Source organism: Solwaraspora sp. WMMD791 (genome assembly GCF_029581195.1).
Lineage (GTDB): Bacteria > Actinomycetota > Actinomycetes > Mycobacteriales > Micromonosporaceae > Micromonospora_E.
This window is the reverse complement of record NZ_CP120737.1, coordinates 100938-123837: the sequence shown is the minus strand read 5'-3', so window position 1 is coordinate 123837 and position 22900 is coordinate 100938. Positions and strand designations below refer to the sequence as shown.

The following is a 22900-nucleotide window of genomic DNA, read 5'->3' as shown; positions in this document are numbered from 1 at the left end:
GAGTCGACGGCTGCGCGGGGAGCAGGGCAACTCTCCGCTGGACCGTGAGGTGCGTCGATGCGCACTCCGGTCGGGGTCATACATCCAGGCAGTTCCCATTCGCGCCCGCGCGGACCCGGTGTCAGCCGCTGGTCGACGCGGTGCGAACCAACCGATGTTGGAGTTCCAGATGTCCGCAACCACCGTCCGTCGACCATTGGCGCTGTACGCCCTGGTCGTCGCTGTCACGGCCGCGCTGCTGCTCACCACCGCGCTGGCCAACGTCGCCTCCGCGCACGGCTCGGTCGTCAGCCCCGCGTCCCGCGCGTACGGCTGCTTCGAACGCTGGGGCGACCGCCACATGGCACCGGAAATGGCCACCCAGGACCCGATGTGTTACCAGGCCTGGCAAGCAGACCCCCAAGCCATGTGGAACTGGAACGGCCTCTTCCGCGAAGGCGTCGGCGGCAACCACCAGGGCGCCATCCCGGACGGGCAGCTCTGCAGCGCCGGGCGCACCCAGGGCGGCCGCTACAACGCGATGGACACCATCGGCAACTGGCAGGCCACCTCGATCAACAACTCGTTCAACGTCCGACTGTTCGACGGGGCCAGCCACGGTGCCGACTACATCCGGGTGTACGTCACCCGGCAGGGCTTCAACCCGGTCACCCAGGCCCTGCGGTGGAGCGATCTGGAACTCGTCGCGCAGATCGGCAACACCCCGGCCTCGCGCTGGCAGAGCGTGACCAGCGGGGTGCAGATCGACATCCCGGCGACCGCCCCGGGGCGCACCGGCCGGCACATGGTCTACACCATCTGGCAGGCCAGCCACTTCGACCAGTCCTACTACTTCTGTAGCGACGTGAACTTCGGCGGCAGCAGCACCCCGCCGCCGACCACGGCCCCGCCGACCACTCCGCCGCCCACCACCGCCCCGCCGACCACTCCCCCGCCGACCACCCCGCCGCCCGGCTCGGCCGGCTGCACCGCCACCTACAGCGTCGCCTCGACCTGGTCCGGCGGATTCCAGGGCGAGGTGCGGGTGACCGCCGGCTCCTCGGCGATCAGCGGCTGGACGGTGACCCTGGCCTACCCGAGCGGGCAGACCGTGCAGCAGGCGTGGAACGCCACCGTTTCGGCCAGCGGGTCGACGGTGACCGCCCGTAACGTCAGCTACAACGGCAGCCTCGGCGCCGGTGCCAGCACCAGCTTCGGGTTCATCGGCTCGTCGTCCGGCGGCACCCCGTCGGTGACCTGCAGCGCCTCCTGACGGCGTACCAGTCCAGCACCCCCCGACCGGGGCGGCGTCGCGAGTCGCGACGCCGCCCCGGTCGTCATGTCCGGCCCACCAGAGATTGACTCACGTCGACAGTGGTCGACCACATAACACATCCGAAACAAGCGGTAACACGGACATGATTGTCTGCCATTGCCGGCGTGGTTACAGTCGTACCTTCTCGCCAGCCGGGAAGCGCAGATCACGGCCGGTGAGCCGGGATCAGCATGCTGTTCTCCAGTGGATCGACGGTGCCGCGAAACCGGTGCCGCAGAAGGGATCCGCCCATGTCAGGAGTCGTCCGCGCCGCCATCGTCCAGACCGCCTGGACCGGCGACAAGGAATCCATGATCAAAGCGCACGAGGAGTACGTCCGGCGGGCCGCCGCCCAGGGCGCCAAGATCATCTGCTTCCAGGAGCTGTTCTACGGGCCGTACTTCTGCCAGGTGCAGGAGAGCGAGTACTACGCGTACGCCGAGTCGATCCCCGGGCCGACCACCGAACGCTTCGCGGCTCTCGCCGCCGAACACGGCATGGTGATGGTGCTGCCGATGTACGAACGGGAGCAGGCCGGCCTGCTCTACAACACCGCCGCCGTGATCGACGCCGACGGCAGCTACCTCGGCAAGTTCCGCAAGACCCACATCCCCAACGTCAAAGGCTTCTGGGAGAAGTTCTACTTCCGCCCCGGCAACCTCGGCTACCCGGTCTTCGACACCGCCGTCGGCCGCATCGGCGTCTACATCTGCTACGACCGGCACTTCCCCGAAGGCTGGCGGGCACTGGGCCTGGCCGGCGCGCAGATCGTGTTCAACCCGTCGGCGACCAGCCGCAGCCTGTCGTCGTACCTGTGGAAGCTGGAACAGCCGGCCGCCGCCGTGGCCAACGAGTACTTCATCGCCGCGATCAACCGGGTCGGCGTCGAGGCCGACTACGGCGACAACGACTTCTACGGCACGTCGTACTTCGTCGACCCGGAAGGCAAGTTCGTCGGCGACACCGGGGACCCGTACCAGCCGGAGTTGATCGTCCGGGACCTCGACCTCGGTCTGATCGAGACGGTCCGCAACCGCTGGGCCTTCTACCGCGACCGCCGCCCGGACGCCTACGGCGACCTGGTCCAGCCCTGAGCCGGCGGAGGAAGCCATGAGTCTGCTGATCACCGGCGGCACCGTCGTCGGACCCACCGGGCCGTACGCCGCCGACGTGCTCGTCGACGGCGAGACGATCGCCGCGATCTACGCCCCCGGCGCCGGCCCGGCCGACGGGGTCGAGGTCCTCGACGCGGCCGGCAAGTACGTCATCCCCGGCGGCGTCGACGTGCACACCCACATGGAGCTGCCGTTCGGCGGCACCTTCGCCAGCGACACTTTCGACACCGGTACGAAGGCCGCGGCCTTCGGCGGCACCACCACCATCATCGACTTCGCGGTGCAGCGCGCCGGTGAGGTGGTCGGCGACGGGCTGGCCGCCTGGCACGCCAAGGCGCAGGGCAACTGCCACGTCGACTACGGCTTCCACATGATCATCGGCGGGGTGGACGACGAGTCGCTCAAGGCGATGGACTCGCTGGTCGCCACCGAGGGGATCACCAGCTTCAAGCTGTTCATGGCGTACCCGGGGGTGTTCTACAGCGACGACGGGCAGATCCTGCGGGCGATGCAGAAGGCCCGCGACAACGGCGCCATGATCATGATGCACGCGGAGAACGGCATCGCGATCGACGTCCTCATCGGTCAGGCCCTGGCCCGGGGTGAGACCGACCCGGTCCACCACGGGCTGACCCGCCCGGCCGCGTTGGAGGCCGAAGCGACGCACCGGGCCATCGCGCTGGCCGGGGTCGCCGCCGACTGCCCGCTCTACATCGTGCACCTGTCCGCCAGCGAAGCCCTCGCCGCCGTCGCGTCCGCCCGCGACACCGGCCGCAACGTCTTCGCCGAGACCTGCCCGCAGTACCTCTACCTGACCCTGGAGGACCAGCTCGGCGCGCCCGGTTTCGAAGGTGCCAAGTGGGTCTGCTCCACGCCGCTGCGCAGCAAGCACGAACCACACCGCGCCGACCTGTGGCGGGGGCTGCGCACCAACGACCTGGCGGTGGTCTCCACCGACCACTGCCCGTTCTGCTTCAAGGACCAGAAGGAACTCGGTCTCGGCGACTTCTCCAAGATCCCCAACGGGATCGGCGGCGTCGAACACCGGGTCGACCTGGTCTACCAGGGTGTCGTCGACGGCAAACTGTCCCTGGCCCGCTGGGTGGAGACGATCGCCACCACCCCGGCCCGAATGTTCGGCCTCTACCCGCGCAAGGGCGTCATCGCCCCCGGCTCCGACGCCGACATCGTCGTCTACGACCCGGCCGGGCGGACCACCATCTCGGCGGCCACCCACCACATGAACATGGACCACTCGGCGTACGAAGGGTTCGAGATCGCCGGCAAGGTCGACACCGTGCTGTCGCGCGGCACCGTGCTGGTCAGCGGCGACGGGGCGTACCACGGGCGCGCCGGCCACGGCCGCTACCTGCGCCGTGGCCTGTCGGACTACCTGCTCTGAAGGGGGTACGCCAGATGGACTTCGGCGTCGTGTTCCAGTGTGACCCGCCCGGCCGGGAGCTGGTGTCGCTGGCCCAGCAGGCCGAACAGGCCGGCTTCAGTCACGTGTGGACGTTCGACTCGCACGTACTGTGGCAGGAGCCGTTCGTCATCTACAGCCAGATCCTCGCCGCCACCTCGTCGGTGACGGTCGGGCCGATGGTGACCAACCCCAGCACCCGGGACTGGACCGTCACCGCGTCGACGTTCGCCACCCTCAACGAGATGTACGGCAACCGCACGGTCTGCGGCATCGGCCGGGGCGACTCGGCGGTACGGGTCCTCGGTGCCCGCCCCACCACCCTCGCCGAGCTGCGCGAATGCGTCACCGTCATCCGTGACCTGGCCGCCGGGCGGACCGTACGCTACCGCGACCGGGACATCACCCTGCCGTGGGTCAGCGACGGGGCGCTGGAGGTGTGGGTCGCCGCGTACGGGCCGAAGGCGCTCGCCCTGGCCGGCGAGGTCGGCGACGGCTACATCCTGCAGCTCGCCGACCCGGACATCGCCGCCTGGATGATCGGCGCGGTCCGGGCCGCCGCGCAGCGGGCCGGCCGTGACCCGGACGCGGTCACCTTCTGCGTCGCCGCCCCCGCCTACGTCGGCGACGACCTGGCCCACCAGCGGGAGCAGACCCGCTGGTTCGGCGGCATGGTCGGCAACCACATCGCCGACATCGTCGCCCGTTACGGCGGTGACGGCAGCGCGGTGCCGAAGGTGCTCACCGACTACATCGCCGGCCGCCAGGGCTACGACTACGCCGAACACGGCCGGGCCGGCAACACCCACACCGACTTCGTACCGGACGAGATCGTCGACCGGTTCTGCCTGCTCGGCCCGGTCGACGAGCACCTGCGGCGGCTCGCCGAGCTACGTGACCTCGGCGTCGACCAGTTCGCCGTCTACCTGCAACACGACGCCAAGCAGGAAACCCTGGCCGCGTACGGCGAGCAGATCATCCCCGCGTACCGCCAGGTGGTCGCGTCTTGACCAGCGGCCGGACCATCGGCCCGACCAGCGGCTGGGCGCGCCGGGTCGGCGTCGCCGGGGCCGCGTTGGCGGCGCTCGCCCTCGCCGCCGCAGCCTGGGAAGGCTACAAACTGGTCGGCGACCCCGACGGTACGGATCTGTTCGGCGTACCGCTGCTGCCGCGCGCCGACGACGCCGCCATGCCGCACCTGGCCGATGTGGTCGCCGGCCTCGGTGCCGTCGACGTCGCCGCCGGCCAGCCGGTGTGGCGGGTCGTCGTCGACGCCTGCCTGTTCACCCTCGGGGTGACCGGCGTCGGGTTCGCCGCCGGCACGCTGGTCGGGCTGATCCTGGCGGTGGCGATGCAGCGGCTGCGGATCGTCGAACGGGGACTGCTGCCGTACGTGGTGCTGTCGCAGACCGTGCCGCTCGTCGCCCTCGCCCCGGTGATCGCCGGCTGGGGCGGGCGGCTGTCGATCGGTGCCTACCCGTGGCAGCCGTGGATGTCGGTCGCGGTGATCGCCGCGTACCTGGCGTTCTTCCCGGTCGCCGTCGGCATGCTGCGCGGCCTGCAGTCGCCGCCGGCCGCCGGGGTGGAGCTGATGCGCAGCTACGCGGCCGGCTGGTGGCGCACCCTGTGGAAGCTGCGGGCCCCGGCCGCGCTGCCGTACCTGTTCCCGGCGCTGCGGCTGGCCGGGGCGGCCGCCGTGGTCGGCGCGGTCGTCGGGGAGATCTCCACCGGCACCCGGGGCGGCATCGGCCGGCTGATCCTGGAGTACTCCCGGCAGGCGACCAGCGCCCCGGCGAAGGTGTACGCGGCGATCCTCGGTGCCGCCGCGCTCGGCCTGGTCGTCGCCGCCACGGTGACCCTGCTGGAGCTGGGGCTGACGCGGCACCAGCGGCGAGTGGCGGTGACCGGATGAGCACCGAACACGCGGTGACTCTCAGCGGAGTCGACAAGGTCTTCAACGCCGGCCGGGCCGACGCGGTCACCGCGCTGACCGGGGTGGATCTGACCATCGGCCGGGGCGAGTTCGTGTCGCTGATCGGGCCGTCCGGCTGCGGCAAGAGCACCCTGCTGCGGCTGATCGCCGACCTGATCACCCCGACCGCCGGCACGGTCACCGTCAACGGCAAGCCCGCCCGGCAGGCCAGACTGGACCAGGAGTACGGCATCGCCTTCCAGCAGGCCGGCCTCTTCGACTGGCGGACCGTGCGGCGCAACGTCGAACTGCCGTTGGAGTTGCGCGGGGTCCGGCGGGCGCAGCGGCGGGAACGGGTCGACGAGATGCTGGCCCTGGTCGGGTTGGCCGACTTCGCCGGCCACTACCCGGCCCAGCTCTCCGGCGGCATGCAGCAGCGGGTGGCGATCGCGCGGGCGCTCGCCGTACACCCGCCGTTGCTGTTGATGGACGAACCGTTCGGTGCCCTCGACGAGATGACCCGCGAACGCCTGCAGGACGAGCTGCTCGGCATCTGCGCCCGCACCGCGACCAGCACCGTCTTCGTCACCCACTCGATCTCCGAGGCGGTGTACCTGTCCGACCGGGTGGTGGTGATGTCGGCCCGGCCGGGTCGGATCACCGCCGTCGTCGACGTCGACCTCGGCGAGCGCACCGAGCAGACCCGGCAGTCGGCGGAGTTCTTCGCCGCCGTCACCGAGGTCCGCCGGGCGCTGCGCGGCACCGGCGCTCCGGCTGTGGAATCGGCGGCAGCCGGGCCGGCGGCGTCGTGAGATCGTTGCGGGCGGCCGGGCCGCCGGTCGCTGTCGGGCTCGCCGGGCTGGCGCTGTGGGAAGCGACGGTACGGCTGGGCCGGGTCGCCTCGTACGTGCTGCCGGCCCCGTCGGCGATCGCCGAACAGTTCTGGGCCAGCCGTACGGTGGTGCTGACCGCCGGGCTGGCCAGCGGCACCAACGCGCTGATCGGGCTGCTCGCCGGGGCGACGCTCGGGGTGCTGGTGGCGTTGGCGGTCAGCCGGCTGCGGCTGCTCAGCGAGGTGTCGGTGCCGCTGGCGGCGCTGGTCAACGCGCTGCCGATCATCGCGCTCGCCCCGGTGCTCAACAACATGTTCGACGCGGCCAGCAGCGTGCCACGGCGGATCGTGGTCGGCCTGGTCGCGTTCTTCCCGGTCTTCGTCAACACGCTGCGCGGGCTGCGCCAGGTGCAGCCGATCCACCGGGAGCTGATGGACAGCTACGCCGCCAGCGGCGCGACGTTCGCCCGGCTGGTCCGGCTGCCCGGCGCGCTGCCGTTCGTCTTCACCGGGCTGCGGCAGGCGTCGTCGTTGGCGGTGATCGCGGCCGTGGTCGCCGAGTACTTCGGCGGGCTGCAGGACGGGCTGGGGGCGCGGATCACCTCGGCGGCGTCGCTTACCGCGTACCCCCGGGCCTGGGCGTTCGTCGTCGGCGCCTGCCTGCTCGGCCTGGTCTTCTACCTGGCGACCCTGCTGCTGGAACGCCTCGCGATGCCCTGGCGCACCGGCCAGACCCCGTGACCCCCACCTCCCCTGGCGCACCCGTCCTCGCGCCGTAGTCCCCCGCTCCATCATCGCGACCAGGAGGAACAGCGGACATGAGAAGACGGTTGGCCGCCGCGGCGGCGCTGACGGGTGCCGCGCTGCTGATCAGCGCCTGCGGTACGGCGGACGCCGAACCGGACGCCGGTGGTGGTGCCACCGACGGCACCACCACGGTGAAGGTCCAGTTGCAGTGGTTCTTCCAGGCCCAGTTCGCCGGCTACATCGCGGCCGTCGAGAAGGGCTTCTACGAGGAGGAAGGGCTCGACGTCGAGCTGATCGAAGGTGGGGTGGACATCGTCCCGCAGACGGTGCTCGCCCAGGGGCAGGCCGACTACGCGATCGCCTGGGTGCCGAAGGCGCTCGCGTCGCGGGAACAGGGTGCCGAGATCACCGACGTCGGGCAGATCTTCGCTCGCTCCGGCACCTACCAGGTGGCGTTCGCCGACTCCGGCATCAGCTCCCCCGCGGACCTGCGTGGCAAGAAGGTCGGCAACTGGGGCTTCGGCAACGAGTTCGAACTGTTCGCCGCGATGACCCAGGCCGGGCTGGACCCGGGGTCGGACGTGACCCTGGTGCAGCAGCAGTTCGACATGCAGGCGCTGCTGCGCGGCGACATCGACGCCGCCCAGGCGATGAGCTACAACGAGTACGCGCAGCTGCTGGAGGCGGAGAACCCGGACACCGGTGAGCTGTACACGCCGGACGATTTCACGGTGCTCGACTGGAACGAGGTCGGGACCGCGATGCTGCAGGACGCCATCTGGGCCGACACCACCAAGCTCGACGACCCGGCGTACCAGGAGCAGACGGTCAAGTTCCTCACCGGCACGATCAAGGGCTGGGCGTACTGCCGGGACAACCCGGAGGAGTGCCGGGATCTCTCCGTCGCGGCCGGGTCGACGCTGGGTGCCAGCCACCAGCTGTGGCAGGTCAACGAGGTCAACAAGCTGATCTGGCCGTCGACCGGCGGGATCGGGCTGATCGACGAGGCGGACTGGGCCCGTACCGTCGAGTTGTCCCTGGCCACGAAGAACCAGGACGGCCAGACGGTGCTGACCGCCGAGCCGGAGGGGTTGGCCTACACCAACGACTACATCAACCAGGCGCTCGAAGCGGCGAAGGCCGACGGCGTGGACGTGACCGGGGCCGACTTCACCCCGCTGACCGTGACCCTCAACCCCGGCGGCGCCTGAGCCGAGGCGGGCAGCCGACCGCGCACCTACTCACCATGATCAGTTGACGAAAAACCGGGACGGCACCGGCGCGTCGCCCGGTTTTTCGTCAACTGATCCTCCTAACCCAGCTCAAGCCAGCACCGCTTGCGGGCGGATTCCCGAAGAAAGCGGTACCTCACGGTACCGTTCGGTACATGACGACGATTACGCTGCGGGAGTTCCGCGACGGCGCGGGTCGGGTGCTGGACGGCGTGGAACGGACCGGCGAGCCGGTCATCATCACCAAGTACGAGCGGCCGGTGGCCGTGCTGATCGGCATCGACGAGTGGGAAGAGATCGAGGCGTTCCGCGACCGCCGGGACGCCGCGACGATCGCCCGATCCCGGGCCGAGGGAGAGTTCGTACCACTGTCGGCGGCCCTGGAGTCGCTCGGGGTCGACCCTCGCGAGGTCGAAGCGCTGCTAGCCGACCGTGCCGGCGGTGAGGCTGCGTGAACCCAGCACCACAGAATGCCACCGAGATGCGCGACGGATCAGGGCACCGGCTACGCGTCGGTGACTATCAGGTCCTATACCGTCTCGACGGCGACGAGCTGACCATCCACGCCTTGGGGCACCGCAAGGACGTCTACTCGTGAGCCGCCCAGGTCGGCCGCCGCTTTCTTCGTGATCGGCTCAACGTCCCACAACCCGATGTAGCTGCGTGTTGGATTCGGCGGAGTCGTTCGCCGTCGCTGGTCGATCGTGGCCAAACTTGTCAGTGCGGCAGTTGGGTGGTGGTCAGTTCGCCGCAGCGGGGGCACCAGCGGCTCTTTACCTTGAACGAGAACAGCCCGGCGAGGAAGCCAAGCAACACGGCACTGGTCAGGGCACAAACGTCCACGGTCAGCTACCTTCCATCGCAGGTTGGAATGGGGTCGGGCTGGTGGTTGCCGCCACCGGCCCGACCCCGGCTCACAGAAACGACGGGCGGGTCGTACGGGCGCGCGGCCGGGAAGGGGTCGACACCGTTGGGCGGCCGGTGCCGCTGCAACACACCGGGACGGGTCAACGCCGACTTGTAGACGCCGATCGCAGCCATCCGCCCGTCCCGCCCCGCCAACGTGATCGTGGCAAGGACGCCGACCACCGGGGAATCGCCGTCATCGAGGCCGTACCGGATGTCGGAGACCCGGACCGTCATCGACCGGTCGCCGAACACCCAGTCGGCCTTACCGAGATGCAGGGTGTCACCGACCCGCAGGAGTTCCCCGTCGGCCATCAGTCGTCCCGCCCGTCATGGACGTACCCGTCCGGCCAGAGCCCGGCGTACTGCAACACCGCCCGCACCCGACGCGCCTTGACCTGATCCCACCGGTCCAACACCGCCAACGCGCTGGTGAACGGCGGGCAGAACGCCGCCACGTCACACACCCGACACTCCGCCAACCGACTCGGCATGTGCTCGGCGACCGTCTCCCGCGCCCGGCCCAACACGTCGACGCCCGGCCGGTTCCGCATCGCCGCCGCCACCTCATCCAGCACCACCTGCTCGGCGTCAACAACCGGACGCTCGGCATCCGGCGCAGACGCCACCCCACGCGCGGCCAACAGCCGGAAACGCGGATCACGCCCGATGTCCGTCTGGCCCGGCGTCCGTCGCGGCAACGGTGGCCGGTTCGGCGTCGGACCTGCATTGCGAACGACGTACGGCAACCCGCCATACCTACTGCGAGGGCTCTGGTTCCTGGTCAAGAGCTTCTCCTTCGTGGGGAGGACTGTTGAAGGATCTGTTGTGGACTCTTCCTGTGTGGAGGGGATGCCGGGACCTCTACGTCAGGTAACCTAGGGACGTTCATAAACGTCCCAGGAGTGATCAACCATGAACACAGCGCTGCATGTGGCGATGAGCCGGAACGGCATGACACCGGCGACCCTGGCCGGCAAGGTCGGCGTCGACCCCAAGACCGTCGCCCGGTGGCTCGGCGGTCGCGTTCCCCACCCCCGCCACCGGTCGCAGGTCGCCCAGGTGTTGAGAGAAGATGAAGACGTGATCTGGTCTGGCTTGGTCAAACGCGGATACGACCGGGAGATCCGCGCCGCATGGCCGACACGCTCAGCCGTCCCCCGGGAGCTGTGGAACGACCTCGTCCACCGCGCCACGTTCCGCATCTGGTGCGCCGGCTACACCTCCTACTTCCTCTGGACCGAGGTCCCCGGCATCACAGCCACCCTGCGCAACAAGGCCGTATCCGGGCTCGACCTGCGCTTCCTCCTCGGCCACAAGGACTCACCCGTCACCCGCGACCGCGAACGCATCGAAGACGCCGCCCTGTCGATCTCCACCCGCATCGACATCACCACCGCCGAACTCGCCAAGATCGAACCCACCCCACAGGTACGCCACACCGACCGCCACATCAGCCTGTCCGTCTGGGTCTTCGACGACGAAGCCCTCGTCAGCACCCACCTCGCCGACCAACTCGGACACGCCTCCCCCACCCTGCACGTCCGCCGCCGCAGCCCCGGCGGACTCTTCGACCAGTACGCCAACCACGTTGAACACCTCTGGGAAGCCGCGACCTCACCGGCGACGACCGCCTGACAGCAGGGGTGAGCGAGCGACGTGAGTTTCAACGCCTACGCCCGGCACGTACGCGATCCAGCACTACCCCATCGACGCCGCGTCTCAGCGCTCCGATCCTGCGTACAGCTGTACCGACCGATCGGCTTCCACGCGACCCGGGGTTTCCTCCGACTCGCGGCCGGGCCATGAAGGGGCAGCGGAGCCCGAAGCCGAAAGATCCGAATCCGAACCACGGCCCCCGACACTGGTGCGGCGCACCACAGCAAGCAGCCCTACACGCCTTGACGTTCTGGAAACGCAGGCGCATGCCCACCCTGCTGACCTGGCCAGATCCGATCGCCGCAGAAGTCGACTCCGCCGTCACCGCCTGCCTCGCAGCAGAAGGAACACTCACACCTGCCGAACACCAGCGGCTCATCAGCGCCATCGATGCGCTTCAACAACGCGTTGCGACACACCAGTGGCATGACGACCCTGTTGCCTACTTCCGGACGCGGGACCTGCTCACGGTCGCACAGTTCGTCGAGACCGCCGCCTATCCGTCTCAGCGTCAATCAGCACCATGATCGGAGGAAGCGACCGGGAGGCAACCATGACAGAACCAGGCTGGACCAGCAGCTCAGACCCGTACCTCGTCGCGCAGCAGCACGACGCGTGGTCCGCCGAGGCCGCCGGCCGGGGACGCGTCGGCACGCAACAGCTTCTCGGCGTCGAGACCGTCGACGCGGACACACAGGTCAGACGCGCGCTCGGACTCGCCGCCGTCGAACTCGCCGACTCCTACTACCCGGAGCCCATCGCCGCCGGCACCCCACTCGCCGACAACCACAAGATCAAGGGCGGAGCGGTACGGGTCCTCGCTGACCTCGGCCTCACACCGCACCAGGTCAGCGAACACGTCACCGCACGACGGCCGACCGATCAGGAACAGGAACTCCTCGACATCCCCACCGACGAACCACTCCTCGTCCTCACCCGCATCAGCCGCGCCGCCACCGGCCAACCCGTCGAGTACGCCGTCATGCGCACCGTGACCAGCCGCTCCACCGGCCACACCTACCAGATGCAGGTCCTACCCGCATGACCGACGAACCCGACAACCCTGCCGTTGCAGGGCAGCAAGAGTCAGCACCATGATCGAGGGCGGTCCGGCGCGTCCAACAGTCAGTCGACCAGGTCGGCGCGGGGGTCGATCACCCAGTGGTGCGACCGGATGACACGGTCGGCGAACGGCACGCTGGTCTCGCCGAGCAGGGTGAAACCGAGGCTACGGCAGACGCCGTTCGACGCGGCGTTGGTCACCGCCGGATAGGCGTGCACGGTGCCCCAACGGCCGTCGGCGGCAGCCCGGCGCAGCAGCGCACGCGCCGCCCACCTGGCCAGCCCTCGGCCCTGGAACTCGGGCAGCACCATCCACCCGATCTCGGACACCGGCCCGTCGTCGAGGTCATGGGTCCACAGAGCCACCGAACCGGCGACCGTAGCCGGGTCGGCCCCGTCCGGCACAATTATCTTGATCCACTGGGTATCGGCGGCCGCCGACTGGACATCCCGCTCGACCTTGGCCGCGATGCCGTCGACCGGCAGCGGCCCGCCGAGGTCGGCCATCATCACCGGGTCGCAGCGCATCCGGACGTACGCGTCGACATCGTCCGGCCGTACGTCGCGCAACAGCACGCTGACTCTCCCGCTTCTCGAGCACTGCCTTCAGGGTGGCACACGGTCAGCGACCATGCCGGGCCGGTGGCCGGACCTTCGATAGGGTCGAACACGGCCACCCCGCAGCCCAACGGAGAAGGCGAGCCGACCACATGGCGACGCAGGTCATCGTGCTCAACGGCGGATCCAGCTCCGGCAAATCCGGGATCGTCCGGTGTCTCAAGCACCTGTTGCCTGAGCCGTGGATCAGCCTCGGCGTCGACGACCTGATCGAGCGGTTGCCGCCGGCCATGGTGGCGTTCGGCGCGCAGGGCGAGGTCATTCTCGGCGACGGCTTCGACGAGCTGCAGCACGCCTGGCGGGTGGGCGTCGCGGCGATGGCGAAAGCCGGGGCGCACATCATCATCGACGAGGTCTTCCTCGGCGGCGGCGTCTCCCAGGAGCAGGCGCGTCGATATCTGGACGGCCTGACCGTGCTGTCGGTCGGGGTGCGGTGTGCTGCGGATGTCGCGGCGGCGCGGGAGATCGCCCGTGGTGATCGGGTGGTCGGGATGGCTGTGTCGCAGGCCGAGATAGTCCACCAGGGAGTCGAGTACGACATCGAGGTGGACACCAGCCACCTGGAGTCGCTGGACTGCGCCCGGGTCATCGCCGCACGGGTGACCGCCGCGACGTAGGACTGATCGGATCAGTCCTACGTCTTTGGATCCTCGACCCACCTGACCGGACGGATCTACGGCAGGTGCAGGAGGACGTCCACGGATCCGGCGAGGTCGTCGAGCGCGAAGTAGTGCCGCTCGTCCTCGTCGGGGCGGTACATGCCCGAGATCAGGCGTACGGCGTGCCGGCTGGCCAGCCACCGCCCGACGGCTTCGGGTTTCGGCGCGGCGGTCAGGTCGACTGCGTACCCCGCGCCCAGCTTGGCCGCGACGTGGTCGAGCGTCTGGTCCAGGCTGCCGGGGCGGGGTGCCGGCAGGTGGAAGTCCCGGATGCGGCCGCACCCGAAGGTGGTCAGCGCGCAGCGGTAGCCCGTCCCGAGGTGTTCGCGGAGTCGGGAGCCGAAGCTGGTCCGCCGGGCGGCGAGGTGACCGAGCCCGTCCCAGACGACGGCTCGCCGGCCGGTGGCCCGCAGGTGTTCGACGAGCTGGTCTGCCGCAGTCGTCTCTTCGTCGTCGCCGCTGCGGCCCCGGCTGAGTGGGGCGGCGTGGAATCGCACGATGCGGTCGAGCGCCGCGAGTGCACGGGTCGTGGCGTCGGAGCCGGGTTCGAGCACCTCTGCCGTCGCGGTCCGGGCCTGCCGGGCCAGGTCGACGAAGGGCGCACCGGTCCACCTGCCGTGGGCGCGCTCGACGTGTTCGCCGCCGTCGTGTGCGACCCGGATCGTCGCCAGCAGCGCCGCTATCCGCTCGTGGTCGCGGGTGCCCGCCGTCAGGGCGAGGACCCGGTCGTAGTCGGCGGGCTCCGCCGTGGGACGGGTGATTCCGCGGATCTCCACCTGGTCTGCCGGGTGGGTGGCGTTGTGGACACGTAACCAGATCAGTGCGCGGCGCAGCGACTCGGTGCGCCACGGCCCCCAGGCGTCGGCGAGGATCGCCTCGGGGCCGTTCGTCGACCGGTCTCCGGCCCTGGCCCAGCGGTCGAGCCGTGCACCGATCTCGGTGGTGTCCTGCAGGACGACGGTACGCACGCCTCGGATCACCAGCGCCTGGAGCAGGTCGACCTGCAGCTCGCTGACCTCGACACTCTCCCGGGTCGTCGGCGCGAGGCCGATGACCGTCGGCGCGGCAGGCGCGTCGCGGCCCGCTCGGCGCGGCAGCAAGCCGTCGGCGACGCCGGTCACGACGTCGCGCCACGGTGTGTCGCCGTACGGCCGCATGGGTCGGGCGTGTGTGGACAGCCAGTCGACGACCGCAGCCGGTGCCACTGCGCTCATCGGGTGATCCCGCCGGCACGGGCAGGCGCGGCCTGCAGCGCCCGCGCCAGTTCGACCAGTAGGCGGGCGCGGGCCTCGGAATCGCCCGGCCTGGCCGCGTACCGGCCGTCGACGACCTGATGAGGGGTGAGGCTCAGCGAGGTGGCGACGGGATGCATCCGTAGCTCCTCGGCCACCTGACGCAGCTGCGCCACGGCTCGGCCGCCGCCGGACATGCCATAGCCGACGAAGGCCACCGGCTTGTCGTTCCACTCGGCGTACAGGTGGTCCAGGGCGTTCTTCAGCACGCCCGGGAAGGAGGCGTTGTACTCGGGAACGACGATGACGTACGCCTGGTAGCTGGCGATCGCGGCGGCCCAGCGGCGGGTGGTCTCGTGTTCGTAGCTGCCGAATACGGCGGCGAGCGGCTCGCCCAGCATCGGCAGGGCGAAGGTGGCCAGGTCGATCACCTCCAGGCGGAGCTCCGGCTGGCTGCTGTCCGATGCCACCCACTGGGCGATGGCGGGTGACCGCCGGCTGGGGCGGGTGCTGCCGGCGATCACTCCTACCCGCAGCGGTCCGCTCGGGACGGCGACGTTGTCCGTTTCCATGCAGCCGACGCTAGAACTTGAACAATGGTTGAAGTCAAGCGACGATGTGTCCCATGTCCAACGCCACCGTCTCCCCGGCGACCCTGAGCGTGGGTGAGGTCGCGGCAGCCAGCGGAGTCGCCACCTCCGCCATCCGGTTCTACGAACGTCAGGGGTTGTTGACCTCGGTCCGCACCAGCGGCAACCAGCGCCGCTACGACGAGTTCGCCCCCTGCGTGGTGCGGATCTGCCGGGTGGCCCAACGGGTCGGACTCAGCGTGCAGGAGATCGTCGCGCTGTTCGCCGCCCTGCCGGCCGACCCGACCGAGGCCGACTGGCAAGGGCTCACCCGGGCGCTCGTCGCCGAAGCGGAGCGCCGCATCGCCGAGCTTCACGAGGCGCTCGACGACATCGCCTCCGGGGAACCGCTCTGCAAGCTACCGGCGGGCGGACGCGCGCACTGACTCCAGGCGAACCGGCGCGCCGACTACTCGGACACCAGGTGGTAGCCGGCGCCTCGGACGGTGCGTACCCGTGGCCCGTTCGGCAACGCGGCGAGCTTGCGCCGTAGTCGTTTCACGGTGGCGTGCAGCGCGGCCCGGTCGCCCAGATAGGCGCCGCCCCAGACCGCTTCGAACAGCTGCCGGTACGTCCACAGCCGCAGCGGTGGGCCGGCCAGTCGCAGCAGCGTCTCCCGTTCCAACGGGGTGAGCGCCAGTGCCTCGCCGCGCCAGGTGACCTCGGTGGAGACCGGATCAAGCAACAGGTCACCGAGACGGGTCAGCCCGGCCCGCGACGGACCGGCAGCCACCGCCGGCTCATCGGCCGCCGACAGCAGCATGGTCCGCAGCTCGGTCAGGGTGTTGACGATCAGTACGGCGCCGAGGTCGTCGACGCGGGACACCAACTGCTCGCGTACCGCCGGGTCCGTGGACACGCACACCACCAACGGCACCTCGCCACCCGTCACCGCTGCTCCCCCCAGCTGTCCCCGGAGGCCAGCCAACCGGGTGAACCGGCCCACGTCAACGGCCCTATGGGAGCACTCCCAGCGCCGCCGCTGTCCCATGATTGTCCGGCGATTGCCCACCTTGGTGCTTTCACCTGGTCATCGGCACGCCGAGCATGGCCGGCAGGCGGGATCCGCCTGTCACCACTGTGAGGAGAACGATGATCCATCCACCTGGACGCACCGGCCCGCCACCAGCGGGTATCCGGTACGCCGCCGTGACCGCCCGGGCCGTCGCCGCGACGCTGGCGATCGTGCTCGGCGTCACCGCCGCCACCGCGGCAGCCCCTGCCGCGTCGGCGGCCCCGATCGGCGGCAACGGCGACGCCCCGGCGGCGGTCAGTGCCGAACTGCTGGCCGACCTGGCCGCCGACGGCACCACCAGCTTCATGGTCTACCTGCGAGAGACGGCCACCCTGGACGCCGCAGCCCGGATCAGTGACCGGGCCCGGCGCTCCACTGTCGCGTACGAGCAGTTGACCGAGTTCGCCGAGCGCAGCCAGCGAGAGCTGACCGCCGACCTGACCCGGCGCAAGGTGCCGCACACCAGCTTCTGGATCGCCAACGCGGTGCAGGTCACCGGGGACCGGGCGCTGGTCGACGCGATCGCCGCCCGGCCGGAGGTGGCGCGGGTGGAACCGGTGCGCAGCCACGAGCTGATCGAGCCGGTCACGCAGCCGTCCGTCGCCGACGACCCGCAGACCACCTGGGGGGTGGAGCAGATCGGCGCGCCCCGGGTCTGGTCGGAGTTCGGCGTACGCGGCGAGACCGTGGTGATCGCCAGCATCGACACCGGAGTCCAGTTCGACCATCCGGCGCTGGTCGCCAGCTACCGGGGGAACCTCGGGGACGGCACCTTCGACCACGACTACAACTGGTTCGACCCGTCCGGGGTGTGCCCGGACCCGACGCCCTGCGACAACCAGGGGCACGGCAGCCACACCGTGGGCACGATGGTCGGTGACGACGGCGCCGGCGCCCGGATCGGGGTGGCGCCGGGGGCGCGGTGGATCGCGGCGAAGGGCTGCGAGGCCCGAAGCTGCTCCGACCCGGCGCTGCTGGCCGCCGGCCAGTGGGTGTTGGCGCCGACCGACCGCAACGGTGAGAACCCGCGCCCGGACCTGCGACCGGACATCGTGAACAACTCCTGGGGCGGCGGCCAGGCCGACCTCTGGTACGAGCAGGTGGTCACCGCCTGGCGGGCGGCCGGCATCTTCCCGGTCTTCTCGGCCGGCAACGACGGGCCGGCGTGCAACACCGCCAGCTCCCCCGGCGACTACCCGGGCGTCTACACCGTCGGCGCGCACGACGTCGACGGCACGATCGCGGACTTCTCCAGCCGGGGCGCCTCCGGGGTGGACGGCCACATCACGCCGGACATCGCCGCCCCCGGCGTCGGCACCGTCTCGGCGATCCCGGGCAGCCAGTACGGCACCGCCGACGGTACGTCGATGGCGGCACCGCACGTCGCCGGCACGGTCGCGCTGCTGTGGTCGGCCGCGCCGGCGCTGCGTAACGACTACGACGCGACGGTCGCGTTGCTGGACCGTACCGCGATCGACGTCGACGCCACCGAGTGCGGCGGCACCGTCGCGGACAACAACCTGGCCGGCGAGGGCCGGCTGGACGCGTACCAGCTGGTGGCGCAGTCGCCTCGCGCGCAGACCGGCCGGCTGACGGGCACGGTGACCGACGCGGCGGACGGCTCCCCGGTCGCCGGGGTGACCGTGACGGTCGCCGGGCGCAGTGTGCAGACCGGACCCACCGGCGGGTACGCGACGTACCTGCCGGCCGGCACACACACCCTCACCGTCTCCGGATTCGGCTGGACCACCCGGACGCTGCCGGTGACCGTCGGCACCGTACCGGTGAATCTGGACGTCGCCCTCGACGCGGTGCCGCTGGTCACCCTCTCCGGTCGGGTCACCGACGGCTCCGGGCAGGGCTGGCCGCTGTACGCGCGGATCGACATCGCCGGGCGGCCCGGCCGCCCGGTCTTCACCGACCCGACCAGCGGCCGGTACGCCGTCCAGGTGCCCCGGCACGGCACGTACCAGGTGACGGTGACCGCGCTGTACCCCGGCTACCGGACGGTGACCACCGAGGTGGCGGTCGGCGGCCAGGCCCGGACGGCGAACCTGGCGGTGGCGGCGCACATCGCCTGCACCGCCGCCGGCTACACGGCCGACACCGGCGCCACGGTGTTCGCCGCCGACTTCGCCACCGAGCCGGCCGGCTGGACGGTCGTGGACCGCACCGACGGCGGCGGCTGGACCTTCACCGACCACCACCAGCGGGGCAACCTGACCGGCGGTGCCGGCGGGTTCGCCATCGTCGACAGCGACGGCCACGGCCTCGGCCGCAGCCAGGACACCCTGCTGCACACGCCGATGGTCGACATCTCGCAGATCGCGGCCCCGGTGCTGCGGTTCCGCACCGACGCGCGGATCGCCGGCAACGGCGACGTCGCCGCGATCGACGTCTCGACCAACGGCACCGAATGGGTCAACGTCTCCCAGGTGACCGAGAGCGTGCGCGGTCCGCGGTTGGTGGAGATTCCGCTGGCCCCGGTGGCCGGCGCCGACCAGGTGCAGGTCCGGTTCCGTTACCGGGGCGGGTACAGCTGGTGGTGGCAGGTCGACGACGTGGCGATCGTCGACCGCACCTGCACGCCGGTCGAGGGCGGGCTGATCGCCGGGTTCACCAGCGACGCGAACACCGGGGAGCCGGTCGTCGGGGCGCGGGTCGCCGACCCGCAACGCCCGGACGAGTACGGCACGTCGGCGGCCACCCCGGCCGACGAGACGGTGCCGGACGGGTTCTACTGGTTCTTCGCCAGCGGAGCCGGGCAGCAGCGGTCGTTCGTCGCTGAGGCGGCCCCGTACCAGCAGCGGAAGCGGACCGCGTCGGTGGTCGCCGGCGGTGCCCGGCGGGTCGACTTCGACCTGCGCAGCGGGCAGTTGACGGTGAGCGGCGCACCGGTCGAGGCGGAGCTGACGGACGGCGGCAGCGGCAGCGCCGAGTTCACCGTCCGCAACACCGGGACCGCGCCGGTGACGGTGGAGGTGCTGGCGCGCCCCGCCCCGGCGGCGACGCCGCCGCTGTCCGGTCAGCCGCCGTGGCAGCGGCTGGCCGACGCCCCGGACGGGCTGTCCGACAACGCCGCCGTGGTGCTCGACGGCATCGTCTACTCGATCGGCGGCGGCACCCACCTGGGCACGACCCGGCAGGCGTGGGCCTACGACCTGGCCGCCGACAGCTGGCAACGGCTGCCGGACCTGCCCCGCGACCGGGGCAAACCGGCGGTGGCGGCGGTCGACGGCAAGGTGTACGTGTTCGGCGGCTGGGACACCGAGTTCCGGCCACAGTCGGCGGTCGACGTGTTCGACCCGGCGACCGGGGTGTGGCAGACCCTCGCCGGGGTGACCAACCCGGCACCTCGGGCGGCGGCCGCGGCGGTGGTCGTCGAAGGGCTGATCTACCTGGTCGGCGGCTGCCGGGACGAGCTGTGCCGGGCATCGGCCGACGTGCTGGCGTTCGACCCGACGACCGGCACGTTCCGGGCCCGCGCCGACTACCCGCACGAGGTGGCGTGGCATGCCTGCGGGGCGATCGACCTGCGGATCTACTGCGCCGGCGGGTTCAGCCACGACGGCGACTACGCCGACACCCTCGCCTACGATCCGGACACCGACCGCTGGTCGGCCCGCGCGGCCATGCCGGAGCACGTGACCAGCATGGCGTACTCGGTGGCGGCCGGTCGCCTGGTGCTGGCCGGCGGGATGCTCTCCGCCGGGGAGATCACCGACCGGACCATCGGGTACGACCCGGTGGCCGACGCCTGGCAGGAGCTGGCCCCGACCGGGCACGCCGCGTTCCGGGGTGCCGGCGCCTGCGGCGGTCTGGCGATCGGCGGCATGTCGCCGCAGTGGGCGGCGCTGCCATCGATCTCCCGGTGGTCCGGGGCGGCGGACGGCTGCGCGCCGCCCGCCGAGGTGCCCTGGCTGCGGGTACGGCCGGCCAGCTTCACGTTGGCACCGGGTGCGTCGAAGGCCGTCACGCTGCGGTTCACCGCTGACGCCGCGACCGGGGTCGACGGGCCAGGCCGGTACATCGCCACGGTGGCGCTGCGGGCGCAGACCCCGTACCCGGTGCCGACCGTGCCGGTGGAGTTGACGGTGCGGCAGCGGTAGGTCGACCGGGGGTGCGGGGTGCCCGATCGGACACCCCGCACCCCCGGCCACCAGTTCGGCACGATCCACCGCCGCCATTAACCGGATCGTCGCCGTTGCGCAACCGTATGTTGCGGGAACACCCAGATTCCCGGGCTAGGTTCGGGCGCTATGCGTGTCAGCGGGTCCCTGAGCGATCGTTCCGAGGGGACCGCTCCCTCGGCGCGTACGCCGGTCCGGGCACGCGAGCGCAGCCCGTACATCGACGCGTTGCGGGCGTTGGCGATCCTGCGGGTCTACCTGCTGCACAGCCTGTGGCTGACCTGGCTGCCGATGGCGTTCCCGGCGATGCCGGTGATGTTCGCGCTGGCCGGCTACCTCACGGCCGTGTCGCTGGACCGGGGCGCGCCGCTGCGGGTGGTCGGCTCCCGGCTGCGCCGGCTGCTGCCACCGCTGTGGGCGCTCGCCGTGGTCGCCGTACCGCTGATGGTCCTGTTCGGCTGGCGGCCCAGCCTGCCGGACGTCACCTGGTGGGTGGTGCCGCTACGCAACCCGCCGTCCGGCGAGTGGGGCGGGCCGTTCTCCCTCGGGCTGTGGTACATCCGCGCCTATCTGTGGCTGGTGCTGTTCTCCCCGCTGCTGTGGTGGGTGTTCCGCCGCTGGCCGGTCGGCGCGCTGCTGGGCCTGTCCGGGCTCGCCGTACTGCTGACGTCGCCGCTGGTCGACCTGCCGGTCAACCCGGTCACCGACGTGATCTGGTCGATGGCCGCGTACGGCAGCTGCTGGCTGATCGGCTACGCCCGGCACACCGGGCTGCTCGACCGGGTGTCGCTGAGATGGTACGTGCTCGGCGTCGGCGTGCTGGCGCTCGGCGCGATGATGTGGCTGGCCGACCGGGGCGAGGACGACCAGCTCGGCGGGCTGGTCTGGGGTTGGGCGGTGGTGCTGCTGCTGATGCGGGCCCGGCCCCGGCTGGACTGGCTGGCCCAGGTGCCGTGGCTGGCCCGACTCATCCGCATGATCAACGCCCGCGCGGTGACCATCTACATCTGGCATCTGCCGGTGCTGTGGGCCGCCGCCGGGCTGCTCACCCTGGCCGGCCTCTACGCCGGCAAGTCGACCATTCTCGGCGTCGGCACCGTGCTGCTGGTCGCGGTGGTGCTGGCCCTCGGCTGGGTCGAGGACCTCGCCGCCCGCCGCCGCCCGTCGCTGCTACCGCCCAGCTGAGGCCGCCGGCACCGTCAGCGGAGGGCGTCGTCGGCGAGTCGGGCGTGCACGCCGACGACGCCGTTGACGATCTGCGTCACCCGTACGTCGACGACGACGCTGGCCAGGGCGACCGCGTCGCCCCGGGACAGTCCGTGCCGGCGGGCCATCAGGGTGATCATCGCGTCGAGGGCGTCGGCGGTGGCGGCGTCGAGCGTGTCGCCCAGACCCAGGGTCAGCCAGGCACCGTCGACCCGGGCCACCGGGCCGGTCAGCGGCTGGTCGTCGACCAGGTCGATGGTGAGCCGCACCCGGTCCATCGGGCATTCGATCGCCGTACCGCAGATCTCGCCGTCACCCTGGGCGGCGTGTCCGTCGCCGACGGAGAAGAGTGCGCCGTCGACGCTGACCGGCAGCAGCAGGGTGCTACCAGCGACCAGGTCCTTGCAGTCCAGGTTGCCGCCACAGCGCCGGGGCGGGATCGTCGAGTGTTCGCCGGGCTGCGCCGGCGGCATGCCGAGCACCCCGAGGAACGGCCGCAGGGTCACCGTGTGGCCGAGCTGGTTGCGGCCGGTGCCGGCGACCGGGTCCAGCTGCCAGGCGTGGACCGTCTCGGTGCCGGCGATGCCGTACCGGTCGCTGTGCGGGGTCGACGCGCTGCCGGCGAGCGTGGTGCCCCAGCTGGCCGGCACCACCTCGTCGATCCGTACCGACAGGGTCGTCCCCGGCCGGGCGCCGCGGACCGCGACCGGTCCGACCAGCGCATGGCCGAACCCCGGCCGGTACGCGGCGTGCCGGGGCCGCTGGTCGTGCGGTCCACCCGGGTACGGCCCGGCCGACCACCAGCAGTCGAGGGTACGGACGGTGACCGTGTCACCGGGGTCGATGGTGAGCACCGGCGGATGGTCGGGTGAGAAGTAGCCGTGCAGGGTCCGGGCGTCCGGCTCCAGGGTGTGCCGCATCGGGGCAGGCTACCGGCGGCGGGCCGGGTGCCGCAGCTACCGCCGACGGGCCAGGTAGCGCAGCGACCGCCGCAGGTAGCTGCGGGGATTGGTGTCGAGGTACCTGGCCCAGCGGGGCGGCAGGTCGTCGCGCAGCCAGGCGTACCGGCCCAGGGCGTAGCCGTACATCGGCTCGGTGAGGTAGCCGAGCCGGCTCGACTGCCAGCCGCCGGCCCGGCCCCGGTGGTCGAAGGCGGCGTTGGCGGTGAAGATGCCGAGTCCGAAGAAGACGGTGGTGAGGTCGGTGAGCGGCTCGTGGTCGGCGCCGTCGGT

The 22900-nt window shown here is 71.2% G+C and carries 26 protein-coding genes; 17 read left to right on the top strand and 9 right to left on the bottom strand.

Features of this window, described 5'->3' with window-relative positions; genetic code table 11:
• The first annotated feature begins 169 nt into the window (after positions 1-169).
• The 10 genes from O7623_RS00590 (at position 170) to O7623_RS00545 (ending at position 9150) form a co-directional block, all read left to right on the top strand.
• Positions 170-1252 (top strand): lytic polysaccharide monooxygenase, encoded by a 1083-nt coding sequence (locus O7623_RS00590; RefSeq protein ID WP_282226605.1) that lies wholly within the window; start codon positions 170-172, stop codon positions 1250-1252.
• Between the two features lie 293 nt (positions 1253-1545).
• Entirely contained in the window at positions 1546-2388 is an 843-nt protein-coding gene (locus O7623_RS00585; protein WP_282226604.1) for a nitrilase-related carbon-nitrogen hydrolase, read from the top strand.
• 16 nt (positions 2389-2404) lie between these two features.
• On the top strand, positions 2405-3811 hold the full coding sequence (gene hydA, locus O7623_RS00580; RefSeq protein ID WP_282226603.1) for a dihydropyrimidinase: 1407 nt from the start codon (positions 2405-2407) through the stop codon (positions 3809-3811).
• A gap of 14 nt (positions 3812-3825) precedes the next feature.
• Entirely contained in the window at positions 3826-4839 is a 1014-nt protein-coding gene (locus tag O7623_RS00575) for a TIGR03842 family LLM class F420-dependent oxidoreductase (protein WP_282226602.1), read from the top strand.
• Positions 4836-5741: an ABC transporter permease subunit gene (locus O7623_RS00570; protein ID WP_282226601.1), complete on the top strand. Its 906-nt coding sequence runs from the start codon at positions 4836-4838 to the stop codon at positions 5739-5741. Before O7623_RS00575 ends, O7623_RS00570 begins: the two co-directional genes overlap by 4 nt.
• Entirely contained in the window at positions 5738-6553 is an 816-nt protein-coding gene (locus O7623_RS00565) for an ABC transporter ATP-binding protein (RefSeq protein ID WP_282226600.1), read from the top strand. The genes O7623_RS00570 and O7623_RS00565 overlap by 4 nt, the downstream gene beginning before the upstream one ends.
• Positions 6550-7314, top strand: coding sequence for an ABC transporter permease subunit (locus tag O7623_RS00560; RefSeq protein WP_282226599.1), 765 nt, complete (start codon positions 6550-6552; stop codon positions 7312-7314). The genes O7623_RS00565 and O7623_RS00560 overlap by 4 nt, the downstream gene beginning before the upstream one ends.
• Positions 7315-7391: 77 nt before the next feature.
• The gene (locus tag O7623_RS00555; RefSeq protein WP_282226598.1) at positions 7392-8531 is read left to right on the top strand and encodes an ABC transporter substrate-binding protein; all 1140 of its coding nucleotides are present in this window, start codon (positions 7392-7394) and stop codon (positions 8529-8531) included.
• A gap of 176 nt (positions 8532-8707) precedes the next feature.
• Positions 8708-9007 (top strand): type II toxin-antitoxin system Phd/YefM family antitoxin, encoded by a 300-nt coding sequence (locus O7623_RS00550; RefSeq protein WP_282226597.1) that lies wholly within the window; start codon positions 8708-8710, stop codon positions 9005-9007.
• Entirely contained in the window at positions 9004-9150 is a 147-nt protein-coding gene (locus O7623_RS00545) for a hypothetical protein (RefSeq protein WP_282226596.1), read from the top strand. The genes O7623_RS00550 and O7623_RS00545 overlap by 4 nt, the downstream gene beginning before the upstream one ends.
• A gap of 119 nt (positions 9151-9269) precedes the next feature.
• On the opposite strand, the gene O7623_RS00540 is transcribed toward O7623_RS00545, so the two are convergent.
• The 3 genes from O7623_RS00540 to O7623_RS00530 are packed head-to-tail and all read right to left on the bottom strand — an operon-like array spanning position 9270 to position 10039.
• Positions 9270-9395, bottom strand: a complete 126-nt coding sequence (locus O7623_RS00540; protein WP_282226595.1) for a hypothetical protein — start codon at positions 9393-9395, stop codon at positions 9270-9272.
• A 6-nt stretch (positions 9396-9401) separates the two neighbouring features.
• Positions 9402-9773, bottom strand: a complete 372-nt coding sequence (locus tag O7623_RS00535) for a hypothetical protein (RefSeq protein ID WP_282226594.1) — start codon at positions 9771-9773, stop codon at positions 9402-9404.
• On the bottom strand, positions 9773-10039 hold the full coding sequence (locus tag O7623_RS00530; RefSeq protein WP_282226593.1) for a hypothetical protein: 267 nt from the start codon (positions 10037-10039) through the stop codon (positions 9773-9775). The genes O7623_RS00535 and O7623_RS00530 overlap by 1 nt, the downstream gene beginning before the upstream one ends.
• A 334-nt stretch (positions 10040-10373) precedes the next feature.
• Between O7623_RS00530 and O7623_RS00525 the strand changes: the two genes are divergently transcribed.
• From O7623_RS00525 to O7623_RS00515, 3 genes are all read left to right on the top strand, one after another.
• Positions 10374-11096, top strand: a complete 723-nt coding sequence (locus O7623_RS00525) for an XRE family transcriptional regulator (RefSeq protein ID WP_282226592.1) — start codon at positions 10374-10376, stop codon at positions 11094-11096.
• Positions 11097-11383: 287 nt separating this feature from the next.
• Positions 11384-11644: a hypothetical protein gene (locus tag O7623_RS00520; RefSeq protein ID WP_282226591.1), complete on the top strand. Its 261-nt coding sequence runs from the start codon at positions 11384-11386 to the stop codon at positions 11642-11644.
• A gap of 26 nt (positions 11645-11670) precedes the next feature.
• Positions 11671-12162 carry a UTRA domain-containing protein gene (locus O7623_RS00515; protein WP_282226590.1) on the top strand — a complete coding sequence of 164 codons (492 nt, stop codon included), beginning with the start codon at positions 11671-11673 and terminating at the stop codon, positions 12160-12162.
• A gap of 80 nt (positions 12163-12242) precedes the next feature.
• Here the strand turns inward: O7623_RS00515 and O7623_RS00510 are convergent, their stop codons facing one another.
• A complete protein-coding gene (locus O7623_RS00510) occupies positions 12243-12755 on the bottom strand; it encodes a GNAT family N-acetyltransferase (protein WP_282226589.1) in 513 nt (170 codons plus the stop codon).
• A 134-nt stretch (positions 12756-12889) separates the two neighbouring features.
• Here O7623_RS00510 and O7623_RS00505 point away from each other — a divergent pair, with 134 nt between their 5' ends.
• The gene (locus O7623_RS00505; protein ID WP_282226588.1) at positions 12890-13414 is read left to right on the top strand and encodes a chloramphenicol phosphotransferase; all 525 of its coding nucleotides are present in this window, start codon (positions 12890-12892) and stop codon (positions 13412-13414) included.
• 56 nt (positions 13415-13470) lie between these two features.
• Here O7623_RS00505 and O7623_RS00500 read toward each other — a convergent pair whose 3' ends face one another.
• Together O7623_RS00500 and O7623_RS00495 are read right to left on the bottom strand one after the other, a co-directional pair.
• A complete protein-coding gene (locus O7623_RS00500; RefSeq protein WP_282226587.1) occupies positions 13471-14670 on the bottom strand; it encodes an erythromycin esterase family protein in 1200 nt (399 codons plus the stop codon).
• Entirely contained in the window at positions 14667-15260 is a 594-nt protein-coding gene (locus tag O7623_RS00495) for an NAD(P)H-dependent oxidoreductase (RefSeq protein ID WP_282226586.1), read from the bottom strand. The genes O7623_RS00500 and O7623_RS00495 overlap by 4 nt, the downstream gene beginning before the upstream one ends.
• Before the next feature lie 53 nt (positions 15261-15313).
• On the opposite strand from O7623_RS00495, the gene O7623_RS00490 reads away from it, so the two are divergent.
• Complete coding sequence (locus O7623_RS00490) at positions 15314-15703, top strand: MerR family DNA-binding transcriptional regulator (RefSeq protein WP_282226585.1); 390 nt, start codon at positions 15314-15316, stop codon at positions 15701-15703.
• Between the two features lie 23 nt (positions 15704-15726).
• Here the strand turns inward: O7623_RS00490 and O7623_RS00485 are convergent, their stop codons facing one another.
• Positions 15727-16209 carry a winged helix-turn-helix domain-containing protein gene (locus O7623_RS00485; RefSeq protein WP_282226584.1) on the bottom strand — a complete coding sequence of 161 codons (483 nt, stop codon included), beginning with the start codon at positions 16207-16209 and terminating at the stop codon, positions 15727-15729.
• Positions 16210-16409: 200 nt separating this feature from the next.
• On the opposite strand from O7623_RS00485, the gene O7623_RS00480 reads away from it, so the two are divergent.
• Both O7623_RS00480 and O7623_RS00475 read left to right on the top strand, forming a co-directional pair.
• Positions 16410-20441 carry a S8 family serine peptidase gene (locus O7623_RS00480; RefSeq protein ID WP_282226583.1) on the top strand — a complete coding sequence of 1344 codons (4032 nt, stop codon included), beginning with the start codon at positions 16410-16412 and terminating at the stop codon, positions 20439-20441.
• Positions 20442-20591: 150 nt separating this feature from the next.
• On the top strand, positions 20592-21647 hold the full coding sequence (locus tag O7623_RS00475) for an acyltransferase (RefSeq protein WP_282226582.1): 1056 nt from the start codon (positions 20592-20594) through the stop codon (positions 21645-21647).
• A 14-nt stretch (positions 21648-21661) separates the two neighbouring features.
• Here O7623_RS00475 and O7623_RS00470 read toward each other — a convergent pair whose 3' ends face one another.
• Positions 21662-22588, bottom strand: coding sequence for an acetamidase/formamidase family protein (locus O7623_RS00470; RefSeq protein WP_282226581.1), 927 nt, complete (start codon positions 22586-22588; stop codon positions 21662-21664).
• A gap of 36 nt (positions 22589-22624) precedes the next feature.
• A complete protein-coding gene (locus O7623_RS00465; RefSeq protein WP_282226580.1) occupies positions 22625-22756 on the bottom strand; it encodes a hypothetical protein in 132 nt (43 codons plus the stop codon).
• Between the last annotated feature and the right edge of the window lie 144 nt (positions 22757-22900).